Origin of the sequence: Actinoplanes sp. NPDC048967, assembly GCF_040649415.1 — a bacterium.
GTDB lineage: Bacteria > Actinomycetota > Actinomycetes > Mycobacteriales > Micromonosporaceae > Actinoplanes.
Window position 1 is genome coordinate 628,171 of sequence record NZ_JBEZFL010000001.1, and the last position, 21,678, is coordinate 649,848.

18 protein-coding genes are annotated in these 21,678 nt (G+C 71.9%); 3 read left to right on the top strand and 15 right to left on the bottom strand.

The annotated features are described in order from the left end of the window. Nucleotides 1-17 precede the first annotated feature (17 nt). The 8 genes from AB0C12_RS03010 to AB0C12_RS03045 all read right to left on the bottom strand — a co-directional run bounded on the left by AB0C12_RS03010 (nt 18) and on the right by AB0C12_RS03045 (nt 9,464). Complete coding sequence (locus AB0C12_RS03010; protein ID WP_360543526.1) at nt 18-845, bottom strand: carbon-nitrogen hydrolase family protein; 828 nt, start codon at nt 843-845, stop codon at nt 18-20. A 45-nt stretch (nt 846-890) separates the two neighbouring features. Continuing rightward, a complete protein-coding gene (locus AB0C12_RS03015; protein WP_360543528.1) occupies nt 891-2,165 on the bottom strand; it encodes an alpha/beta hydrolase in 1,275 nt (424 codons plus the stop codon). Between the two features lie 75 nt (nt 2,166-2,240). After that, on the bottom strand, nt 2,241-2,891 hold the full coding sequence (locus AB0C12_RS03020) for a response regulator transcription factor (protein WP_360543530.1): 651 nt from the start codon (nt 2,889-2,891) through the stop codon (nt 2,241-2,243). Between the two features lie 8 nt (nt 2,892-2,899). Further along, nucleotides 2,900-4,051 (bottom strand): histidine kinase, encoded by a 1,152-nt coding sequence (locus AB0C12_RS03025; RefSeq protein ID WP_360543532.1) that lies wholly within the window; start codon nt 4,049-4,051, stop codon nt 2,900-2,902. A 160-nt stretch (nt 4,052-4,211) separates the two neighbouring features. Then, nucleotides 4,212-4,649 carry a CBS domain-containing protein gene (locus AB0C12_RS03030; protein WP_360543534.1) on the bottom strand — a complete coding sequence of 146 codons (438 nt, stop codon included), beginning with the start codon at nt 4,647-4,649 and terminating at the stop codon, nt 4,212-4,214. A 220-nt stretch (nt 4,650-4,869) separates the two neighbouring features. After that, nucleotides 4,870-6,621, bottom strand: coding sequence for an FAD-dependent monooxygenase (locus tag AB0C12_RS03035; RefSeq protein WP_360543536.1), 1,752 nt, complete (start codon nt 6,619-6,621; stop codon nt 4,870-4,872). Next, complete coding sequence (locus AB0C12_RS03040) at nt 6,618-8,507, bottom strand: maleylacetate reductase and hydroxyquinol 1,2-dioxygenase domain-containing protein (protein ID WP_360543538.1); 1,890 nt, start codon at nt 8,505-8,507, stop codon at nt 6,618-6,620. Before AB0C12_RS03040 ends, AB0C12_RS03035 begins: the two co-directional genes overlap by 4 nt. 75 nt (nt 8,508-8,582) lie before the next feature. Continuing rightward, nucleotides 8,583-9,464 carry an AraC family transcriptional regulator gene (locus AB0C12_RS03045; RefSeq protein ID WP_360543540.1) on the bottom strand — a complete coding sequence of 294 codons (882 nt, stop codon included), beginning with the start codon at nt 9,462-9,464 and terminating at the stop codon, nt 8,583-8,585. 60 nt (nt 9,465-9,524) lie between these two features. On the opposite strand from AB0C12_RS03045, the gene AB0C12_RS03050 reads away from it, so the two are divergent. Further along, complete coding sequence (locus AB0C12_RS03050; RefSeq protein WP_360543542.1) at nt 9,525-11,690, top strand: protein kinase; 2,166 nt, start codon at nt 9,525-9,527, stop codon at nt 11,688-11,690. A gap of 164 nt (nt 11,691-11,854) precedes the next feature. Continuing rightward, nucleotides 11,855-13,504, top strand: coding sequence for an RICIN domain-containing protein (locus AB0C12_RS03055; protein ID WP_360543544.1), 1,650 nt, complete (start codon nt 11,855-11,857; stop codon nt 13,502-13,504). A gap of 19 nt (nt 13,505-13,523) precedes the next feature. On the opposite strand, the gene AB0C12_RS03060 is transcribed toward AB0C12_RS03055, so the two are convergent. The 3 genes from AB0C12_RS03060 to AB0C12_RS03070 form a co-directional block, all read right to left on the bottom strand. Next, nucleotides 13,524-14,531: an aldo/keto reductase gene (locus tag AB0C12_RS03060; protein WP_360543546.1), complete on the bottom strand. Its 1,008-nt coding sequence runs from the start codon at nt 14,529-14,531 to the stop codon at nt 13,524-13,526. 63 nt (nt 14,532-14,594) lie between these two features. Further along, complete coding sequence (locus tag AB0C12_RS03065; RefSeq protein ID WP_360543548.1) at nt 14,595-15,653, bottom strand: glycoside hydrolase family 3 N-terminal domain-containing protein; 1,059 nt, start codon at nt 15,651-15,653, stop codon at nt 14,595-14,597. A gap of 186 nt (nt 15,654-15,839) precedes the next feature. Beyond that, a complete protein-coding gene (locus AB0C12_RS03070; protein ID WP_360543550.1) occupies nt 15,840-16,757 on the bottom strand; it encodes a lytic polysaccharide monooxygenase in 918 nt (305 codons plus the stop codon). 157 nt (nt 16,758-16,914) lie between these two features. On the opposite strand from AB0C12_RS03070, the gene AB0C12_RS03075 reads away from it, so the two are divergent. Beyond that, complete coding sequence (locus AB0C12_RS03075; RefSeq protein WP_360543552.1) at nt 16,915-17,283, top strand: FKBP-type peptidyl-prolyl cis-trans isomerase; 369 nt, start codon at nt 16,915-16,917, stop codon at nt 17,281-17,283. A 120-nt stretch (nt 17,284-17,403) separates the two neighbouring features. Here the strand turns inward: AB0C12_RS03075 and AB0C12_RS03080 are convergent, their stop codons facing one another. From AB0C12_RS03080 to AB0C12_RS03095, 4 genes are all read right to left on the bottom strand, one after another. After that, on the bottom strand, nt 17,404-18,300 hold the full coding sequence (locus AB0C12_RS03080; RefSeq protein ID WP_360543554.1) for a hypothetical protein: 897 nt from the start codon (nt 18,298-18,300) through the stop codon (nt 17,404-17,406). Between the two features lie 134 nt (nt 18,301-18,434). After that, entirely contained in the window at nt 18,435-19,304 is an 870-nt protein-coding gene (locus AB0C12_RS03085) for a carbohydrate ABC transporter permease (protein WP_360543556.1), read from the bottom strand. Then, nucleotides 19,301-20,263, bottom strand: coding sequence for a sugar ABC transporter permease (locus AB0C12_RS03090; RefSeq protein ID WP_360543557.1), 963 nt, complete (start codon nt 20,261-20,263; stop codon nt 19,301-19,303). Before AB0C12_RS03090 ends, AB0C12_RS03085 begins: the two co-directional genes overlap by 4 nt. Nucleotides 20,264-20,277: 14 nt before the next feature. Next, nucleotides 20,278-21,651, bottom strand: coding sequence for a sugar ABC transporter substrate-binding protein (locus AB0C12_RS03095; protein ID WP_360543559.1), 1,374 nt, complete (start codon nt 21,649-21,651; stop codon nt 20,278-20,280). Nucleotides 21,652-21,678 lie beyond the last annotated feature (27 nt).

Here is a 21,678-nt window from a genome sequence, read left to right on the forward strand (position 1 = left end):
TGTCCCCGGGCCGCCGGTCAGATGATCGTCCGGTCGCCGCTGCGCGGATCCTCGACCTGCCGGCTGCGATAGATGTCGCCCCGGCTCGCCGCGGCACGCCACGGGCGGGCGAGCTTCAGGGCGATGTGGAACTGCGGCGCCGCACGATCGAGGACGGCGGCGACCGGCTGTTCCGGGGCGACGGCCGCCGTCAGCTCGCTTCCGTCGGGACCGAAGATCGTCGACGGCATCAACCCGGCGCTCTGCGCGGGTACGGACAGGCTGAGCCAGTAGTTGTTGATCGCGGCGTGCGCCTGCGCCTTGCGGAAGAGGATCGCGTCGACGGGCCAGGCGGACAGCAGCAGGCAGTCCACCCCGAGACGGTCGTACTCGGCGAACAGCTGCGGGAAGTTGACCTCGATGCAGATGGCCAGGCCGAACCGGTAGCCGTCGACCTCGAACACGACCGGCTCGAAGCCCGGACTGTAGAACCGGGTGATCTCGGTGTGGGAGCAGAAGCGCTTGTCGTAGCGGGTGACGATCAGGCCCTCGTCGGAGATCACGTAGAGACTGTTGTGCGGGCGGTGGGGCGGGGTCAGCGGGTGCGCCGAGCCCAGCACCACCCACATCCCCAGCTCACGGGCCAGGACGGCGGTCGACCTCAGCTCGTCGCGGACAGCGTCCCAGTCGACGTCGTCCCAGTCGGCGATCTGCTCCTTGGCGTATCCGGACAGGAACCCTTCGGGGAAGTGGAGCAGCCGGACGTCGGCCGCGGCGGCCTGACGCATCAGCTCGCGGACGATGCGGCCGTTCTCGCGGGCGTCGGGCGTCCCGGCGGGCTGGGTGGTGGCAACCTTCAGCGTCACCGTCGCATCGTGCCACTGTCGCTCCCGGCCCGCCTCTGGCCGGGCTCATCTCCAGGGCGTGTCGCTGCCGGTGTACGGCTCGGCCGGCAAGGCTCTTCCGGTCAGGAAGGCCGCGACGGCCGTGCCCGTCTCGGCCGGCTTGTCGGCGAGAACGGAATGTCCGGCGCCGTTGATGGTCAGCATCGTCGCTCGGGGGAACGTGTCACGGTATTCGCGGGTCACCTCCCAGCGGAGGTAGTCGCACTCGGCCCGCAGCACCAGCACGGGGGTGCCGTTGTGGCGTAACGCCGGCCGGGGGTCGGCGGCCTTCGACGCCGAGGCCGAGGTGGCGATGTTGACCCAGAGGCCGTATCCGGCGGTGGCGTCGACGGGCCGTTCGACTCCGGCGGCGTCAGGACAGCCGGAGCTCATGTTCAGACTGCGGACGAACTGCTGATAGAGCCCGTCGGCTGTGTGGTCGGACAGCAAGGTCCGGGCCGCCGGCAGTCCACCCACCTGGCCCAGGAAGAATGTCGCCGCGAAGCGGGTGTGCGCGGCCAACCGGCGGTACTGGTCGGTCCGGCCGGTCGGTGTCAGGCTGCCGTCGCTGAAGGAGTTGTCCCACATGGCCCCGGGACTCGCGACGACCGCCTTCGCGACGGTGTCCGGGTGCGCGGCGAGGTAGTGCGCGATGAGCTCCCCACCCCACGATGAGCCGATCAGCACCGTCTTCGGGGCTCCCAGCTGCTGCCGGATGGCGTCGAGGTCGGCGACATGCCGGGCCACGGTGTACTCCCGCGGATCGAGCCGGCTCGACTGGCCCGCACCGACCTGCTGGTAGTTGTAGACGGCGAAGCCGGCACCGGCGAGGCGCTCGGCGAACTCGTCGCTGTTGCCGGCCGGGGCACCCGGGCCACCGTGGACGAGCAGCACCGGTTCGGGATGCGTCACGGTGCCGGCGGTGCGGACGTAGGCGATCCGGGAGCCCGTCGGCAGGTCCCAGTACCGTACGGCCGGCGAGCCGGGGAACGGCGTGTAGGTGGCCGGCGCCCCGAACCAGGCCCAGGACACTCCGGCCGCCAGCAGGAGCGACGTCGCGAGGCAGACACCTGCGGTCAACCCGCTCCGGCTGTCCCGGAGCCGTACCGACCACCGGGCCAGGACGGTCGCGCCCATGATCGCGGCGAGGCCGGCACCGGCGTAGGACAACAACGCGTTCCCGGTCGTCTGAGCGGTGACCAACAGCGCGACGAAGAACAACACAACGGCGGTGACCACCGCGGCGATGGCAACGAACCAGCCGAAGGCGGCGCGCAACCGGACTCTCGTTACTCGGATCATGGCTCGACGCTACGGAGAAGGAAAGGTTCTCCCATCCACCCGCGGTGCCCTCCGGTCGTGGTACCGCGGTACCTCTCAGACCAGGCCGTGGCGGTGTGCCCAGATGACGGCGTGCACCCGGTCACGGGCGCCGAGCTTGGCCAGGACCCGGCCGACGTGGGTCTTCACCGTCGACTCGGAGAGGAACAGCTCGGCGGCGATCTCGGTGTTCGACAGGCCGCGGGCGATGGCCACGAGGACCTCCCGCTCCCGGGTGGTCAGCTCCTCCAGGAGGCGTTCCCGTTCCGGCGGGGCGGCCGGACCCGCCCGGTAGTGGTCCAGCAGCGTGCGGGTGATGCGGGGCGAGACCACCGCCTCACCGGCCGCCACCGTACGGACCGCCGCGACCAGATCAGCCGAACGCGCGTCCTTGAGCAGGAACCCGCTCGCGCCGGCGCGCAGGCCGTTGAAGGCGTACTCGTCGAGGTCGAACGTCGTCAGGATGAGCACCCGGGTCTGCGGGCAGTGCGCCACGATCTCCCGGGTCGCCTCGATGCCGTCGAGCACCGGCATCCGCACGTCCATCAGCACCACGTCCGGCCGGTGCAGGCGGGCGAGCTGGACGCCCGCGCGACCGTCGTCGGCCTCCCCCACGATCCGCAGGCCGGGTTGCCGGCCCAGCACCATGGCCATGCCCTCGCGCACCAGCGCCTGGTCGTCCACGAGCAGCACGGTCGTCTCAGCCATCGCTTCCCTCACTCCACGAGTGGCAGGCTCACCCGGACGGTCCAGCCGTGTCCCGGCCGCGGACCGGCCTCGACCGTACCGCCGTAGAGCGCGAGCCTCTCCTTCAGCGCGACCAGGCCCTGCCGGGTGCCCACCGACGGCGCGGGTCCGGCGCCGCGCCCGTCGTCGACGACCTCGACGACCAGCGGGTCGGCCCGGTAGTCCACGTCGACGACCACCCGCCGCGCGTCCACGGCGTAGCGCAGCGCATTGGTCAGGGACTCCTGGACGGTACGGAACACGGCGATGCGCAAGCTCCGGGAGGTCGGTTCCGCGCCCTGCCGGCGAAGCTCGACCGGCAGCCCGGCCGTACGGAAGGTGGCGACGAGGGCGTCCAGGTCCTGGGTGGCCGGCTCGTCCTGGCCGCCGTCGCGCAGCACGCCGAGCAGCCGGCGCATGTCGGTCATGGCCTCCCGGCCGATGCCGCCGATCCGTTCCGCGGCCGACCGGGCGCGGTCCGGCTCGGTGTCCCCCACGGCGGCGGCGCCATCGGCCAGGCGCACCATCACGGTCAGGCTGTGGGCCACGATGTCGTGCAGATCGTGGGCGATCCGGGTGCGTTCGCGCACCGCCGCCAACTGTCCCTCCTGTTCCCGCTCCCGCGCGAGCTGGACCGTGCGGTCGAGCAACGCCCGCAGGTACCGGCGCCGGATCCGGACGTTGGCGCCGAAGACCACGGCGATCACCGCGATCACCGCGTAGAGGATTCCCTTGGCTCGCCAGTCGACCGGGTCGGCCGGCGCAGTCAACGCGACCACGGCCAGCACCGACCCGAGCGCCGCCTGGCCCGTGGAGCGGTAGGCGGCGAGTGCGTACAGCCCGCAGGCGAGCGCCACACCGATGAAATGCTCGGTCATCAGGGCGCCACCGGCGGCGACCGCCACCACCGGCCACCACGGCCGCGTACGGCGAACCAGCATCGTGCCCGCCACGATCAGGCTGACGGCTCCCCACGCCGGGCCGACCGGTTGCGGTATCCGGAGCCCCGTGCCGTTGTCGAAACTCCACAGCAGGCAGAGCAGGGCGACGAGCGAGTCCACCACCCGCGGATGGCGGACGAGGAACGCGCGCACCGCACCTGCCGGGTTCGGCAGGCGCGGCGGCTCAGCTGCGGCAGCCACGGTCACGCAGCGTCGCGCACCCGGGTCGCCCCGCCGAGGAGCAACGGGACCGTCCGACCATGGCGTCGACGTTACGGAGGCAAGCGGATCCCGGCATCCACCCACGGTGCCATTGCGCCGTGGCACCCGGGTACCACGGCGACCGGAGCCCCGTCACGAGCTAGAAGCGTTCCCCGGTGATGTAGCCGGCCAGCGAGGAGCGCTCGGTCTCCAGCTCGCCGATCCTCTCCTTCACCACGTCGCCGATGCTCACGATGCCGCGCAGCGTGCCGTCGACGACCACCGGCACGTGCCGGAACCGGCGCTCGGTCATCAGCCGCTCGACATCCTCGAGGGGGGCGTCGGGCGCAACCGTGTGGACCTCGGTGGTGTGGATGGCGGTGACCGGCTCGCTCAGCACCGCGGCACCGCGCGCGGCCAGGGCCCGCACGATGTCGCGCTCACTGACGATGCCGTCGACCCTGGAGCCGTCGGCGGACACCACGATGGCGCCGATCCGGTGCTCGGCCAGCACCGTCAGCAGTGCGTCGACGCGCGTCTCCGGAGACACCGTCACGACCTGCCCGCCCTTGACACGAAGAACGTCATTGATCCGCATGTTTCCTCCCCAGGCCTGGTCCCTTCCACCCTAGGGGTCCGTGAGCCGACTCCGGGTGATCCGGCCTGTCCGATTTACGGGCCCAGGGTCGGCTGACCGACCACGAGGCCGGGGCCGGCCGATGGGAGCTCGCCGGGTGGGCGGCCGGGACCCTCACCTGTACCACGACTTTCCTGGTCGTCACCCTGCTCGCGGCCGAACCGGTGCGGGTACGCAGCGGTCAGCGCCGGGCGAGGACCGCCCGCAGGGCCGCTTCGAGCACCGCCGCCGGATCGCCGGGCAGGCCCGGGCTGCGGAACGCCACGTAGTTGTCCGGGCGCAGCAGCACGCAGCCGGTGTCGCCGACTTCGCGCAGGCGGGCCCAGTCGCCGTACAGGTCCTCGTAGTCGGCCCCCGGGCCGATCGTCGCCGCGGTCAGCGGGACCCCCAGCGCGCCGGCGAGCGTGGCCGCCGCGGCGACCCACGGCTCGCCGCCGATGCCGGTCAGCAGCGTGAACCGGCCGTGACCGCCCACGTCGAGGGTGGAGATCCGCGCGGAGCCGTGGCCCAGCCAGGCGTGCGGCACCTTGGCGCCGGGCCAGGTCGTCGGGTGGTGGAACAGTTCCTCGTCGCGGGGGTTGGCCGGTGCCTGCGTACCGTCGCCGACGACCGCCGCCGAGCGGTAGCGCTGGTCCAGCTCGACGCCGTGGGTGTTGAACTCGTAGTCCTTGAAGGCGATCGCCTCGCGCAGCAGCTGGCGCTGTTTCTCCGGGGCCTCACCGGGGAGCTTGCGCGCGTCCATGTTCGCCCGCATCTGGTCCGGGTCCTCGGTCGAGAGCAGGCCCAGCGCCTGGAAGATGCGGCCGGTCTCGCCGATGCTGCGGTTGGCCCGGGCCACGATCTGCGCGCCGACCGGCGCCCGCTCCGCGCTGTACGACTCCAGCAACCCCGGCCCGGCCGCCCCGGACAGCACCAGCTTCAGCTTCCAGGCCAGGTTGTACGCGTCCTGGATCGAGGTGTTGGAGCCCAGCCCGTTCGACGGCGGGTGCCGGTGCACCGCGTCGCCGGCGCAGAACACCCGGCCCTGGTGGTAACGCTCGGCGTACAGGTGGTTGACCGTCCAGGCCGACGACGACTTGATGGTGACCGGCACGGTGTCGTCGCCGATGAGCTGGTGGGCGATCTGCCGGGCGTACGCGTCGGTGAGGTCCGGCGGCTCGCCGTCGATGTCGTAGCCCCAGACGATCAGCCACTCGTGCCACGGCCGGACGCAGCGCACCAGGCCCATCCCGATGCCGCCGACGTCGGCGCCGGTCTGCAGCACCCAGTAGAGGGTGCTGGGCCGGTGCGCGACGTAGCGGGTCAGGTCGGCCTCGAAGACGATGTTGATGCTGCCGGCGACGCCCATCCGGCCGGCCATCGGCAGGCCGATGTCCTCGGCGACCTTGCTGCGCCCGCCGTCGGCGCCGATCAGGTACTTCGCGCGGATCCGGTACTCGTCGCCGCGCAGCCGGTCGCGCACGGTCGCGGTGACGCCGTCGTCGTCCTGGGTCAGGGACAGGTATTCGGTGTCGTAGCGCAGGTGGGTGCCGCGGGCGGTGGCGGCGCCGGCCAGCACCGGCTCCATCAGGTGCTGGGGCATGTCGCACATCGCCGTGGGCGAGGCCAGGTCGTGGTCGGCCTGCCGGGACGGGTGGGTGTACCAGGTGTGCAGCCGGCCCAGCTCCTCGCCGTCGAGCGCGGACACGAACGGCGTCTGGCCCATCAGGTGCTGCGGCGTGGCCAGGGCGACCACCTGCTCCTCGAGGCCGGCGTCGCGCAGCACCTCCATCGTGCGCTGGTTGGTGATGTGCGCGCGGGGCGTGTCGGCCAGCCGGCTGTACTTGGTGACCATGATGTTCGGCACGCCGTACGTGCTGAGCAGCATCGCCGCCGCACCGCCGGCCGGCCCGCTGCCGACGATGAGCACGTCGGTCTCGACCACGTCTGTCACGGCTTCTCCTCGGCGATCCGGAAGGTGTACGACACCTGGTGCCATTCCGCGACCGCGCGACCGTCCGGCGGAGGACCGGAGCCGGGCGCGAAGTCGACGATCAGGTCGTCCTTGACCCCGAACACGGTGTCGGAGTCCAGGTAGGCGCCGCCGGCCACGAACAGCTGGGTGACCAGCCGGCGGTAGCCCGGCGCGCTGATCATGAAGTGCAGGTGCGGCGCCCGGTACTGGTGGCGGCCGGTCGCCGCGAGCATCTGCCCGACCGGGCCGTCGTCCGGGATCGGGTACTCCGACGGCAGGATCGACCAGAAGCGCACCCGGCCGTCGTCGCCGCTGGTGAACCGGGCCCGCAGCACCGGTCCGGCCTGCTCGGGCAGCTGCACGTCGTAGAAGCCGTCGTCGTTGGACTGCCAGACGTCGACCACCGCCCCGGCCACCGGCCGGCCCGCGACGTCGGCGATCAGCACGTCGGCCCACAGCGGCGTGCCGGGCAGGCCGCCGGCGATGTCCGCGCCGAGCGGCTCCGGCGGCGGCCCGGGCACGTAGAACGGCCCGAGCACGGCCGACGGCGTGGTCCGCGGGGTACGCGAGTTGCTCAGCAGGTCGACCATGCTCGACACGCCGAGGGTGTCGGAGAGCAGCACGAACTCCTGGCGGGTGGGCGAACAGAGCTGGCCGGTGCGGGTGAGGAAGTCGACGGCGTACTCCCACTCCTGCTGGCTGAGGTCGTTGCGGTTGGTGTAGTCGTGCAGGACCCGGACCAGGTCGGTGACCAGAGTGCGGACCCGCGGATCGGGCGTCGCGGCGAAACTGGCCAGGACCTGGCCGGTCAGGGCGCTGAAGTCCGGCACGGCGGCGGGTCCGGGCGGGCGGGTGCCCTCGTACGCGGCCCCGAGCAGCGCCCGGACCCCGTCGGCGTCCACCCGTCGCGCCGCCTCGTCCAGGTCACCGACGGCCATGCCCAACTCGCGCAGTGAGGTCGGGCCGCCCCACGAGGTGATCAGGTCGTACAGGCCGGAGGGCGCGTCGCGGACGTTGAGCGCCTCGGCCACCACCCGCATCGCCTCCGGGGCGGCCGCCGCCTGGTGGGCCATGACCTGCGGCAACATGACCGTGTGGGTGGGCGCGTGGGGCAGCCCGTACGAGCCGCCGAGCAGGTGGCAGAGCTTGTGGTGCAGCCCCATCCGTACGGTGCCCAGGCAGATGCCGGCCAGCCAGGCCCCGGTCAGGGCGTCCGAACGGGCGCCGAGATCACCGGGATCGGCGACGATGCCGGGCAGCGCGCGGGCCAGCAGAGTGATCGCCCGTTGCGCCAGCGCGCCGGTCGCCGGGTTCGCGTCCGGGGAGTACAGGGCCTCCACCGCGTGCGCCATCGCGTTGACCCCGCTGGTGACCGAGAGCGGCACCGGCAGGCCGAGAGTCAGCTGCACGTCGTACAGGACGGTCTCGGGGAGGATCTCCGGCGCCGAGCGGGTGGTCTTGCCGGTCTCATCGGTCTCGCCGAGCACCGGGGTGACCTCGGAACCGGCGTACGTGCTGGGCACGGCGATCTGCGGCAGCCCGGCGCGTACCGACAGCGCCTTGCCCAGCCCGGTGGCCGAGCCGCCGCCCACCGAGACCAGGCAGTCCGCGCCGAGGCCGCGGGCCAGCTCCAGCGCCTCCCGGGTGACATCGACCGGGGTGTGCATCGCGGCTCCGGCGAAGTGCCCGGCGAGCAGCGGACCGAGGCTCGCGGCCGCCCGCGCGGCGGCGTCGGCCGTGCCCGCGCCGGAGACCACCAGCACCCGGCTGCGGCCGAGGCGGCGTACCTCCTCCGGCAGCTGGTCCAGCACCCCGGGCCCGAACACGACCCGGGCCGGGCCGGACGAGTACGCGAAGGACGTCATGGTGCGAACCTCCCACGGTTGCGCCGTTGTTTCCTGCACAGAACCATCGCGTCGCTGCACGAAACGATGGCTCGTTCAACCGTCGCGCCGTACCGCCGCGGGGGTGGTGTGCAGATGCCGGCGCATCACCCGGGTGAGATGTTCCTGGTGGGTGAAGCCGCAGCGGTCGGCGACCGCGGCGATCGGCATGGTGCCGGTGCGCAGCAGCCGGCACGCGGTGTCGAGCCGCAGGCGCAGCAGGTACTGGTGGGGGGCCTGGCCGACGCGGGCCTTGAACTGCCGGGAGAAGTGGCTGACGCTCAGCCCGGCCGCCGCGGCCATGTCGGCCAGCGGCACCGGCTCGCCGAGCCGTTCGGTGAGCAGCTCCCGCACCCGGGCCAGCTGCCGCTCGCTGAGCCCGGCCGGCCGGCGCCGCTCGTCCGGACCGGCCGACGGCCGCCGGGTGCCGTGCCGGCGGGCCAGCTGCGCGGCCAGCAGCCCGGCGACCTGATCCACATAGGTACGCGCGGACGGCTCCCACTGCCGCAACACCGAGTCCAGCGCCAGCACCAGCTGCTCCAGCAGCGGATCGGCCACGCCCAGCTCCTCGGCCAGCGTGACCGGCGACCCGTCCTGCCCCTGCTGCAACGCGTCATCGTCGAGGTACACGTGCACGGTGTCGAGCGGTCCGCCCAGCTCCACGGTCAGGTCCTTGCCGGCCGGGTGCACGAAGAAGCCGCCCGGGGCGACCGTGCGCGCGCTGGTCAGCCCCAGATGCCCGCGGCGGACGGTGACCGGCCCGTTGAGGTGCAGGATGACGAGGTGGCTGCGGGCGGCATCGAAGGCGGCCCGGTACGGCTGCTCGCGCTGGGTGGACACGTAGAGCCCGGACCAGCCCAGACCCGCACTGGTCCGGTCGGGCCGGATCCACGGCTGGCGCAGGATCCCGGTGGTGTCGAGCAGCGACAGCTCGTCCATGCCGCATCCTAACCCCGTACGGCAGGAGTGGCCGGTGCTGTCATCGGGTATGGCGGTGTCATGACAGTGGGCCCGGTCGTCGTCGCCAGTCGTTACCGGCTGGGTGAGACGCTCGGCGTCGGCGGCATGGGCCGGGTCTTCCTGGCCCGCGACGAGGTGCTCGACCGGGACGTCGCGATCAAGGAGATCGTGCCGCCGGACGACATCGCCGAGGCCGACCGCGACGCCGTGCAGCAGCGCACGCTGCGCGAGGCCCGGGCGGCGGCCCGGATCAGCCACCCCAACGCGGCCCAGGTGTACGACGTCATCGCGGCGGACGGCGCCACCTGGATCGTGATGGAGTACGTGAAGTCGCGCTCGCTGAAAGAGGTCATCGACCAGGAGGGCCCGCTGGAGCCGCGCCGGGTCGCCGAGATCGGCCTGGCCGTGCTGAACGCCCTCGACGCCTCGCACCGGGCCGGCGTCCGGCACCGCGACGTCAAGCCGGCCAACGTGCTGCTGGGCGACGACGGCCGGGTGGTGCTCACCGACTTCGGCATCGCCACCATCGAGGGCGACGGCATCGTGACCAGCTCGAACATGGTGCTGGGCTCCCCGCAGTACATGTCGCCCGAGCGGGTCCGCGACGGCACCACCCTGCCCGCCTCGGACCTGTGGTCGCTGGGCGCGACGCTGTACACGGCGGTGGAGGGGCACTCGCCGTACGAGCGGGGGTCGGTGTTCGAGACGCTGACCGCGGTGGCCTCCGACGAGCCGGCCCCGGCCGGGCACGCCGGGGTGCTGGCGCCGGTCCTCGAAGGGCTGCTGCGCAAGGACCCAGCCGCGCGGATCGACCTGGAAGAGGCCCGGGAGCTGCTGGAAGAGGTCGCGAGCGGCGAAACGGCGGCTCCTCCGCGCCCGCGGTGGCCCTGGAGCGGCTGGCGTGACCGCGACCGCAACACGCCGGCCCGGGTAACGGCCGCGCCTGCGTCGCCTGCCCCGGCACCGGCGCCCGCCCCAGCTCCTGCGCCCGCCCCGGCTCCGGCGGCGAAACCGGCACCCACCGCGACACCAGACCCGCCACCCGCACCCACCGCGACACCCGCGCCTGCGGCGACACGCGACGCGCCGCCCGCACCCACGGCGATACCGGACACGCGACCCACACCGGATTCAGCGGCAGCCCCGGCGCTGGCCCCGGCGTCGGCCGTGCCCCGGCAGCGGGTTCCCGAGGCCGAGACCATCACCGAGACCGAGCTTGCGTCCGCGCCCATCACCGACACCGAGCTTGCGTCCGCGCCCATCACCAAGGCCGAGCCCGCCACCGAAGCCGAGCCCGCCACCAAGCCCGCGCCCGCCACCAAGGCCGCGCCCGCCACCAAGGCCGCGCCGATCACGGAAGCCGCGCCCGCCACCAAGGCCGCGCCTGTCACTGAGGCCAGGCCGACCACCGAAGCCGAGCCGGAGGCGGAGACCGCTCCCCCGCGCGGTACCGCGCCGGTACCCGGCCCGAGAACCGCTCCCCCGCGGCGACGGTCTCTGCTGGCCGCGGGAGTAGCCGCCGTGGTCCTGGCCGGCGCGGGCACCACTTGGTGGGCCCTGCACGACGACAGCGACGGGACCCCCCGAACGGCCCCCACCGTCGCGCCTACAGCATCCGCCCAGGCCAGTGCCGGTCCCGGTGTGACCGGGCCGGGCACCGCATCGACGGACCCGGGCGGCGTACCGGGCGGGTCAGCCCCCGCCCCGAGCGCCACCCCGGCCAGCAGCGCGCCCACCGGCCGGGCCGGGGACCCGGTGGCCCGGCCGCCGCTGCCCGACGGCTGGCGTGACTACCGCGACCCCACCGGTTTCCGGGTCTACGTCCCCGAGGGCTGGTCGAGGTCGAAGAAGGGCTCGATCGTCTACTTCCGCGACGGCAAGGGTCACGTCCTCGGCATCGACCAGACCGACCGCCCCCAGTGGAACCCGGTGGCCGACTGGCAGGGCAAGGCCGAGTACCGGGTGTCCATCGGTGACTTCCCGGGCTACAAGGAGATCAAGATCGTCCCGGTGAAGTACTGGCTGAAGGCCGCCGACTGGGAGTTCACCTTCAACGGCAGCAACCGTCGCCATGTCAACAACCGCGGCTTCATCACCTCGAAGAAGCAGGCGTACGGCCTCTGGTGGGAGACCAGCGACGCCCGCTGGAAGGCCGACCGGGACGACCTGCAACTGATCTTCGACAGCTTCCGGCCCAAGGCTTGAGGCCTGAAGAAGAGACGGCGGCGTTACGCAGGTCAGCTCCCTTGCCGCGCCCGGGTATCGAAACGTGTCCTTGCACGTCGCCCCGACGCGCATTATGTTAACGGTCACATTGACTCTATCGGCGTTCGTCGATTGATACGGTCACCGGCATCGAGGGGATTCGCATGCTGAACCCGAGCGGTACGGCCAAGCGCCTTCTCGGTGGCTTGTTGATCTCGATGCTGGTGGCCACGGCCTTGGTGACCAGCGGGGAACCCGCGGCGGCCGCGCCGAACGACGTGGTGGCCACGCCCCCGATGGGCTGGGCGTCCTGGAACACGTTCGCCGCGAAGATCGACTACAACGTGATCAGGACCCAGGTCGACGCCATCGTCTCCGCCGGGCTCAAGGACGCCGGCTACCAGTACGTCAACATCGACGAGGGCTGGTGGCAGGGCACCCGGGACTCGGCCGGCAACATCACTGTGGACACCGCGGAGTGGCCCGGCGGGATGGCCGCCATCGCCGCCTACATCCACAGCAAGGGCCTCAAGGCGGGCATCTACACCGACGCCGGCCGCGACGGGTGCGGCTACTACTACCCGACCGGGCGCCCCGCCGCGCCCGGCTCGGGCAGCGAAGGTCACTACGACCAGGATTTCCTGCAGTTCTCCCGGTGGGGCTTCGACTTCGTCAAGGTGGACTGGTGCGGCGGCAACGCCGAGGGACTCAACCCGCAGACCGCCTACACGCAGATCAGCGAGTCCATCGCCCGCGCCACGGCGCAGACCGGCCGGCCCATGGCGTTCTCGATCTGCAGCTGGGGAAACGGCAACCCGTGGAACTGGGCCCCCGGCATATCGACGATGTGGCGCACGAGCCAGGACATCATCTACTACGGCGAGAAGGCGTCGACGGACCGGGTCCTGGCCAACTTCGACTCCGCACAGCATCCCACCGCCCAGCGGCCCGGCCACTACAACGACCCCGACATGCTCGTCGTCGGCATGCCGGACTTCACCGCGGCGCAGAACCGCAGCCATCTGGGCCTGTGGGCGATCTCCGGGGCGCCCCTGCTGGCCGGTAACAACATCGCCACCATGGACGCGGAGACCCGCGCCATCCTGACCAACCGGGAAGTCATCGCGATCGACCAGGATCCGCTCGGCCGGCAGGGCACGAAGGTCGCGGAGGACACCCCCGGGCTGCAGGTCTACAGCAAACCGCTCACCGGTACGGGAAAACGGGCGGTCCTGCTGCTCAACCGCACCGGTGCCACCGCCACCGTCACGGCCCGCTGGTCGGCGCTGGGGCTGACCGGCCCGGCATCCGTGCGGGACCCGTGGACGGCCACCGACCGCGGGTCCTTCGCCACCGGCTACACCGCCAGCGTGCCGGCCAAGCAGTCCGTACTGCTCACCGTCACCGGCACGGAAGGGCCGAGCGCCACCACCACGACGATCGTGGGGCGGCAGTCCGGTCGGTGCCTGGACATCAACAACTCCAGCACCACGAACGGCACCCAGGCGCAGCTGTGGGACTGCAACGCCCAGAGCAACCAGTCCTGGACCCACACCTCCGCCGGTCAGCTCACCATCTACGGCAACAAGTGCCTGGACGCGTACAACGGCGGCACCACCAACGGCACGCGGGCGGTCATCTGGGACTGCAACGGCCAGAGCAATCAGCGGTGGAACGTCAACAGCGACGGCACGATCACCAGCGCCGCATCCGGTCTGTGCCTGGACGCCTACAACGCAGCCACCGCCAACGCAACGAAGATCGTGCTGTGGACGTGCGGGTCGGGTCTCAACCAGAGGTGGAGCCTGAGCTGAGCCCAGGGCCGTTGCCGCACTAGCCCGCGGCGTTCAGCCGACGAAGCTGGTCCTCGCCGAGCTTGACGTCCAGGGCCGGCAGCGCCGCCTCGAACTGTTCCGGCGTCCGCGGCCCGACCAGCGGAATCGTCCGCGGTGAGGGCTGCTGCACCAGCCACGCCAGGACGAGCTGGTTCGGCGTGACGCCCACCTCGGCGGCCACCTCGGCCAGTACGGCGAGGCGCGCGTCGGTGTCCGGCCCGGCGTACGCCTCCATGGCCCAGTGCCCGGCCCGCTTGGCCGGGTCGTCGTAGATCCCCTTGAGGATCGGCGAGTACGCCACCAGCGTCAGGTCCTCGTGCGCATCGAGGTAATCCAGCTGCTCCGCCCCGACGATGGACACACTGTCGGTGCCGGGCCGCGGCCGCAGGTACGTGTGCTGCTGTTGCAGCGCCACCGGAGCCGGCCAGCCGTACCGGTCGCACAGCTGCCGGATCCGCTCCAGCCGCCAGGTCCGCACGTTCGACCAGCCCAGGTACCGGATCTTCCCGGCCTGCACGAGGCCGGCCAGGGCCTCCAGGGTCTCCTCGAGCGGGGTGGCCCGGTCGTCGACGTGCACGTAGTAGAGGTCGACGTGGTCGGTGCCGAGCCGCCGCAGGCTGCCGTCGAGGGCATGCCGCAGTGTGTCGCCGCCCGCGCCGGCGTAGGTGCGCCGGGCCAGGTCCCAGTTCGCGGTGCCGTCGGCCGCCCACAGCTCCGGCGAGTACGCCGGCAGCCCGCTGCCCTTGGTGGCCAGGAACACCTGGTCGCGCCGCCCGCCCTGGCGCAGCCAGCGGCCCAGCAGTTCCTCGCTCTCCCCGCCCCGGCTGTCCCGCCTCGCCCACCACTCGTAGCAGTCGGCGGTGTCGATGAACGACCCGCCGACCTCGAGGTACCGGTCCAGGATGTGCACCGAGTCCTGCTCGTTCGTGGCGTTGCCCATCTGCATGGCACCGAGCGCGAGCCGGCTGACCTGCTGCCCGGTGGTGCCCAGTTCGATCGTCTGCATGTCGAAGACGTTAGGACCTGGAGCGCGCTCCAGGTCAACACCGCAGCGCGGATCCGGTACGGATCAGCAGGTCAGCAGGCCGGCCCGGTCCTTGGCCCGCAGCACGTGGCGGGCCGCGTCGGTCAGCCGGGTCGCGAACGCCGGTGACGTGCGGGCCTCCGCGATCAGCGATGCCGACATCGGGGCCGCGTCCTGCGGCCGGATCGTCAGCGCCAGGTCGCCGCCCGCGGCCACGAACCGCACCGCGCGCTCGCCGGCGGGCAGCGACGACGCCGAGTCGGCCGCGCCGAGGTCGTCCGACATCACCAGCCCGGTGTAGCCGAGCTTCTCGCGCAGCAGGCCGGTGACGATCGGCTGGGAATACGCCGCGATGGACGAGCCGTCGATCTTCGGGTACGTCGCGGAGGAGATCATCACCCCGGCCGATCCCGCCTTGATCCCGGCCACGAACGGCTTCAGGTACGGGTCGTCGGCCGTGGTCGTGTTGTCGACGACCCGGACGGCGGTGTCGGTGTTGGCGCGGACCCGGCCCAGCCCGGGGAAGTGCTTGAGGATGGTCAGCACCTCGGCGCCCTGCGAGGCCGACACCACCGTGGCGATGTCCGCCGCGACCGCGTCCGGGTCGGAGCCGTACTGGCGGTGGAAGCCGCCGATGGGTGGGTTGCCCTCCCCCAGCTTGGCCGGGACCGTGTCCGCGACGGGCGCCAGGTTGACCGTCACGCCGATCCCGGCGAGGCGCTGGGCGGTGTCGCGCACAGTGCCGCGCAGCTTGGCCGGAGGGCCGGCACCGAGCCGCTGCGCCGAGGGGATCAGCGGGAAGTCGCGGCCCTTGAGGGTCTGCACGCTGCCGCCCTCCTGGTCGAGCGCGACCAGCAGCGGCGTCCCGGCCCGGCGTTGCAGGGCGGTGATGTCGGCGCGCAGGCCCGCGGCGGACCGGGAGCTGCGCCCGGCCAGGAAGACCCCGCCGAGATCATGCCGGGCGACCACGTCACCGAGCTCACGCGGGTCGCCGACCGGGGTGCCGATCATGAGCACCTGGCCGGCGCGCTCGGCCGGGGACAGCCCGGCCAGAACGGTGTCGGCGCAGCCCTGCGGACTCGGACTCGGCGGTGCGCTGGGCACGGGCGCCGCGCTGAGTGAGGCCGGGGGCGAAGGCGGAGTGGACGACAAGGCGCGCGGCGTGGGAGTGTCTGCGCACCCCGTGATCACGGTCAGCAGGACAATTCCGGCACTCAGCCACCGCACTCTACTCGTCATCGCCGCCCACGCTATCGAACGCCGGGTAGGCGCCAGCGGGCCGTGCGAGGGCTACCGGCGGCGGAGCCGCTTGAAGCCGGCGGCGGCCAGCACGCCCGCGATCACGATCAGGGCCGCGATGATGATCTGGTGTCCCAGGGCCACCCGGTCCAGCGTGTCCTGCGACTGCGCCGCCGGGCGCAGCCAGGTGTCGTCGCTCTGCTGCGGCACCCCCGCGGCGGCCGGTCCGGCCGCCTCCTGGGGCGAGGCCACCACTCCGGGCTCGGCCGAGCGGGACACCTTCGGCCTCGGCGCCGCGGCGGCCTTGCCGGGCTTGGTCGTGGCGACCGTCGCCGGGGCCTTGAGCTGCAGATCCGAGCACGAGTAATAGGTGTCCGGGGTGCTGGAGGTCTGCCAGACCGTGTAGAGCACGTGCCGTCCCGTACGGTCGGCGGGCAGCTCGGCGCTCATCCGGTAGGCGCCGGAGCGCAGCGGCGGGTCCTGCACCGTCAAGATCGGCTTGCTGCCCAGGTCGTCCCAGCCCAGCGGCTGCTTCGGGTCATAGCCCGGCTTGGTCAGGTAGACCCGGAAGGTGCCCTGGTGCGGGATCGTGGCCCGGTATTTGATGGTCAGCGTGCTGCCCGCGGCCAGCTTCGTCGTCGGCCAGTCCGCGCGGGGCAGGTCCAGGCCCTGGAATTCCGGCAGGTCACCGCTGCACAGGTTGCCGTCCGGGATGAACTGCTTGTCCTTGCCGTTCACGTTCGGCACCCGCACGTTGTCGAAGTTGCCGAAGGACCGCCCGTTCGCCGCCAGCGCCGCCTTGCACGCCGCCGAGCCCGCCTGTTCGCCGCCGGCGGCGCACGCCGCGGTACGGCTGAGCGGCTGGGTCGGCGCGCCGTGCGCGAGCGCGGGTGCGGCCGGGAGCAGTGTCGTGGCCGCGGCGATCCCACCGGCCAGGATCAGCGCAGCGGTACGGCGTACGACGGTCATGCCTTCTCCTCGTGCTCGCGGGGTGCGGCGGTGGCCGGCCTCCCGGCGAACAGTACGGAGATGAGCGCTCAGTCGTTCACCACCGTGGGTGGCGCTGCCCGGAAAAACCTCCCGCTGTGGTTGCATGGCCATGCAGTCACACAAATCAGGAGGACACATGGAGAAGCCCGACGTCGGCCCCATCGTGGGTGAGCCGCCGGCCGAGCTGGTCGTGGAGGATCTGGTCGTCGGTGACGGCGACGAGGCCAAGCCGGGCCACCAGGTCACCGTCCACTACGTGGGGGTCGCGTTCTCCTCGGGCAAGGAGTTCGACGCGTCGTACAACCGGGGCGAGGCGTTCGACTTCGGCCTGGGCGCCGGTCAGGTCATCGGCGGATGGGACCAGGGGGTGGTCGGCATGCGTGTCGGCGGCCGCCGCAAGCTGACCATCCCCCCGCACCTCGGCTACGGCGCTCGCGGCGCCGGTGGCGTGATCAAGCCGAACGAGACCCTCATCTTCGTGGTGGATCTGCTCGGGGTGCAGTAAGCCAGGGCCGGCAGGCCGCGCGGGCCGGGACGGGCGTCGCCTGTCCCGGCCCGCTGCTGTCCGCCTCGTGCGGGGCCGGCCGCCGGACCGGCGACGGGTCGAACGGCTCGCCGATCGGGGTCATCGGCCCGCCTTCAGGTCGGCGCAGCCCGCCTCGTCCGGCAGCAGCGGGCGCAGCAGCACCGACCAGCCGTTGTCCGCCCAGACCCAGGGGGTGGTGGCGGTGGCGTCCTTGGCCGCGGCGAGCACGGCGTCGCGCTGCTCGCCGGTGGCGGTCACGCAGCTGAGCTTCAGATCGGGGTTCAGCGGCTCGCCCGGCAGCGCGGGGCCGGGCCATGCCACCGTCCGGGGACGTCCGGGCTGATCCGCGGGCTCCACGTACGGCTGCACGATCCCGGCGATGACCTCCGGCTTGTACTGCTGGGGTCCGCCGGTCATCAGCTCGGTGGTCAGGTCGCCGAGCTCGTCGACGAACGTGCGCAGCTTCGTCCGGGCCTGCTGCTGGGCCTTGGTGAGCTGCGGGTCGTCCGGCCGGGCCTCGCGCAGGGCCACCGCGCCGACGGTCCGCTCCCCCGCCGCGGTCACGACGGTGACCTCAGTGGTCGGCGCGTCGGCGACCCCGGGCTGGCCGAAGTCGGTGCCGGGCTTGACGCCGGCCGCGACGGCCTTGTCGAGCAGCTGTTGCAGGGTGGCCGGGGAGATGGTGCCCCACTGCAGGTTGGGCAGGGCGGGGCCGGGATAGCTCAGGGTGACCGGGCCGTTGAAGATCACCCGGCCGTCGGCGTACACGCTGGTCTCGGGGAGCCGGCCGACGATCGCGCTCGGGGGCACGAAGCCGCCGGCGGAGGAGACCCGCAGCACCAGCGCGTCGCCGTCGCCGCCGGTGGCGGGGGCCGAGGAGCTGTCCGGCGACGCGCCGGTGCTCGGGGCGCCGGCGGCGGTCGGCTGGGCACAGGCGCTGAGCAGGAACAAGGTCACGGCGGCAGCGGCCGTCCACGAGCCGCGAAGTCTGGTCATAGGCGGTCAGACGTACCCCGGGGCGCACCGGTTCCTACCCCTTTCGGGGAAAAAATTCGGTCCGGGACGCAGTGACCGGCCCCGGGGGGCGGGGCCGGTCACCTCTATCGGGGCGGAGTGTGGATCAGGGGCGGCTACTTGACCGAGCCCAGGGACAGGCCCTGCACGAGCTTGTCCTGGGCCGCGAAGCCGGCCACGAGCACAGGCAACGAAACCACGAAGGCCGCCGCGCAGAGCTGGGCCAGGAACAGGCCCTGGCTGGTGACGAAGCTGGTCAGGAACACCGGGGAGGTCTCCGCCACGGTGGCCGTCAGCACCCGGGCGAAGAGCAGCTCGTTCCAGCTGAAGATGAAGCAGATCAGCGCGGTCGCGGCGATGCCGGGCATGACCACCGGCGCGATGACCGAGCGCAACGTCTTGGCCAGACCGGCGCCGTCCATCGAGGCGGCCTCGAGCATCTCCACCGGCACCTCGGACAGGAACGAGCGCATCATCCAGACCGCGATGGGCAGGTTCATCGAGGTGTAGAAGACGATCAGCAGCCAGATGTTGTCCAGCAGGCCGGTGTTCTGCGCGAACAGGTACAGCGGCAGGAGGCCGGCGACGACGGGCAGCATCTTGGTCGACAGGAAGAAGAACAGGACGTCGGTCCACTTCTTGACCGGCTTGATCGACAACGCGTACGCGGCCGGGAACGACAGCAGCAGCACCAGCAGGGTCGAGATGACGCTGGCGGTCAGCGAGTTGAGCAACGGCGGCCACGGGCTCGCGCCGCCGGAGAAGAACTCGCGGTAGCCCTCCAGGGTCAGCGGGGCGGCCACGGCGGGCGGGTTGGTGGCGGCGTCGGCCTCGCTGTGGAAGGAGGTCAGCACCATCCAGACGACGGGCAGCACGAACAGCAGGCCGACCACCCAGGCGAGCAGCGACAGCCACGGCCCGCCGCGGTCCTTCTTCTTCGGTACGGCCTGGTGGCTGGGCGCGGTGCGGGTCAAGGTGGTGGTCATCGGCCCGGGTCCTCCTTGAACAGCGACGAGACCGTCCGCAGGGCGAACGTCGCGATGATGATCGTGCCGATCACGACCACGACGGCGGCGGCGGACGCCCGGCCGTAGTCGTGGGCCTGGTAGAAGATCTGGTAGATCGTGTACGGCAGGTTCGCCGTACCGAGGCCGCCGGACGTGATGGTGAAGACCGCGTCGAAGTTCTGCACGATGTAGATGGAGCCGAGCAGCGCGCCGAGCTCGAGGTACTGGCGCAGGTGCGGCAGCGTCATGCTGCGGAAGATCTGCCAGCCGCTGGCCCCGTCGATGCGGGCGGCCTCGACGACGTCGAGCGGGCGTCCCTGCAGGCCGGCCAGCAGGATCAGCATCATGAACGGGGTCCACTGCCAGACCAGGGCGAAGATCACCGACCACAGCGGCATGTTGCTGATCCAGTCGGGCTGCGGCGGGTTGTCGGAGCCGAAAAGCCCCCAGACCCAGGTCAGCGCGCCGTTGAAGAGGCCGTACTCGGGGTTGTAGAGCGCGTGCTTCCAGAGCAGGGCGGCGGCCACGGGCACCACCAGGAACGGGGCGATCATCATCGTCCGGACCGCGCCCCGGCCCCGGAACTTGCGGTCCAGCAGCAGCGCGATGCCGAGCCCGAGGACCAGGCTGATCAGCACCACGCCGACGGTCAGCAGGATCGTCGTCCAGACCGCGTCACGCATGTTGACGTCGGTGAAGACCCGCCGGAAGTTGTCGAAGCCGGCGAACCCGCGCTCGTCGGGGTAATAGGCGTTCCAGTCCATGAACGAGATGACCAGCGTCGCCACGAACGGCAGCTGGGTCACCACGATCATGAAGATGAGCGCGGGCAGCAGCGGCGCCCGCCGGGCCCAGCCGGCGGCCCGGCGCGCCGCACCGGGCGGCGTGGGCGTCAGACCGGTCGTGCCGGATCCCGTTTTCTCGGCCACGGATGTCATCGCTGTCGCCCCCTTCAGCCGTTCTCGCGCGATCGGTACCGTTCCGCGACGTCGTCGGCCAGCCGTTGACCCCGTTTCAGCGCCTCGTCGACGGTCATCTGCCCGGCGATGGCGGAGCTGACGTACTGCGAGACCTGGGTGCCGAGGTCGGTGAACTCCGGGATGTCGACGAACTGGATGCCGAGCGCCGGGCGCGGCTGCACACCGGGATTGCGCGGGTCCGCGCTGGAGATGGCCTGCTCGGTCGGCTCGGCGAACGCCGACGCCTCCTTGAGGTAGTCCGGGTTGGAGTAGGTCGAGGCACGCTTGCCGGCCGGCACCTTGGACCAGCCCAGCTGACCGCCGACGAGTTCCTCGTACTGCTTGCTGGAGGCCCAGGAGATGAACTTCCAGGCGTTGTCCTTCTTCTCGCTCGCCTGCTGGATGCTCCACGACCACGCGTACAGCCAGCCCGAGCTCGGCGTCTTGACGACCGGCGCGGCGACGTACCCGATCTTGCCCTTGACCGGGGAGTCCGCCGCCTCCAGCGTGCCCGCGGCGCTGGTCGCGTCGTACCACATCGCGGCGTTGCCCTGCACCAGGTTGTTCAGGCACTCGGTGAAACCGGCCTGCGGGGCGCCGACCTCGCCGTGCGCGCGCACCAGGTCCACGTAGAACTGGGTGGCCTGCTTGAACTCGGGCGCGTCGACCCGGGCGTTCCAGTCCGCGTCGAACCAGGTGCCGCCGAACGTGTTCACCACCGTCGTCAGCGGCGCGAAGACCTGGCCCCAGCCCGGCTGGCCGCGCAGGCAGATGCCGGCCATCCCGGGCTGCTTGCCGTCGACCTGCGCGGCGATGTCCGCCACCTGCTGCCACGTCGGCTTCGCGGGCATCTGGATGCCCTGGGCGTCCAGCACGTCCTTGCGGTACATCAGGAACGAGGACTCACCGTAGAACGGCTCGCCGTAGAGCTTGCCGTCGTCGGCGGTCAGCGACTTGGTCATCGGCGGCAGGATGTCCGCCTGGTTGAACGCGCTGTCGGCCGCGACGTAGTCGTCCAGCGGGGCGATCCACTTGCTCTTGGCGTAGATCGGGATCTCGAAGTTGCTCAGCGAGGCCACGTCGTACTGGCCGGCCTGGCTGGAGAACTCCTGGCTGATCTTGTCCCGGACGTCGTTCTCCGGCAGCACCGTGAAGTTGACGCTGATGCCGGTCTGCCGGGTGAAGTTGGCCTCGGTGAGCCGCTGCAGGTCGATCATCTGCGGGTTGTTCACCATCAGCACGTCGATGCTGTTCGCCCCGCCGGAGCCGGCACTGTCACCACCCCAGCCCGCGCATCCCGCGAGCGACACGGCCAGCAGGGCTGCGGCGGCCCCCGAGAGAACCGCGCGGACATGTGCACGAGACATGGAGCCTCCCCGGCGAGGCGGATCGGA